Raw genomic sequence first — 475 nt, 5'->3', positions numbered from 1 at the left:
TACTTTGAAAAAAAGAAAGAATTTTTTGCCGAATTTAACAAGGATTATCCAATACTTAGCAAGTTGTTCTTGCCATTTCAAATAATTGAGGGAATTGATGATGGTATTTTAAAATTCGTAAAGGATATGACTATCGGGTTAGTATCAGATATTTTTGGCTTTTTAAAATATGAAATTGAAGGTCTTATGACAGATCCATCAGGAACATTAGAAGAGAACCTTGATTTCATAATGAAAATAGGAGCAATAATCAACCCAGTTACAAAAGAGCAATATAAGATTCAAGAGGATTTTTTTAATTCAATATGGGAGAGTATTAAAAAAAGTATTGATACAGAGGTAGTAAATGGGAATCCATATTCAGCTCTAAAATTTGTAACTGACGTAGTAATGAATGTAGCATCATTATTTGTTGGAGCTGGAGAAATAAAAGAATTATCAGCATTAAAAAAGTTTGGAATAATTTTAAATGAAG

The 475-nt window shown here is 28.8% G+C and carries 1 protein-coding gene; it reads left to right on the top strand.

Annotation, left to right across the window (positions count from 1 at the left end; all coding sequences use genetic code 11):
• On the top strand, positions 1 to 475 hold a 475-nt coding region (locus FAY47_RS20555), incomplete at both ends, for a hypothetical protein (protein ID WP_207706284.1).

This window comes from Clostridium sp. HBUAS56017 (genome assembly GCF_007115085.1).
Lineage (GTDB): Bacteria > Bacillota > Clostridia > Clostridiales > Clostridiaceae > Clostridium > Clostridium cibarium.
Note: the sequence above shows the minus strand (reverse complement) of the source record. Positions and strands in the feature narration are given on the sequence as shown.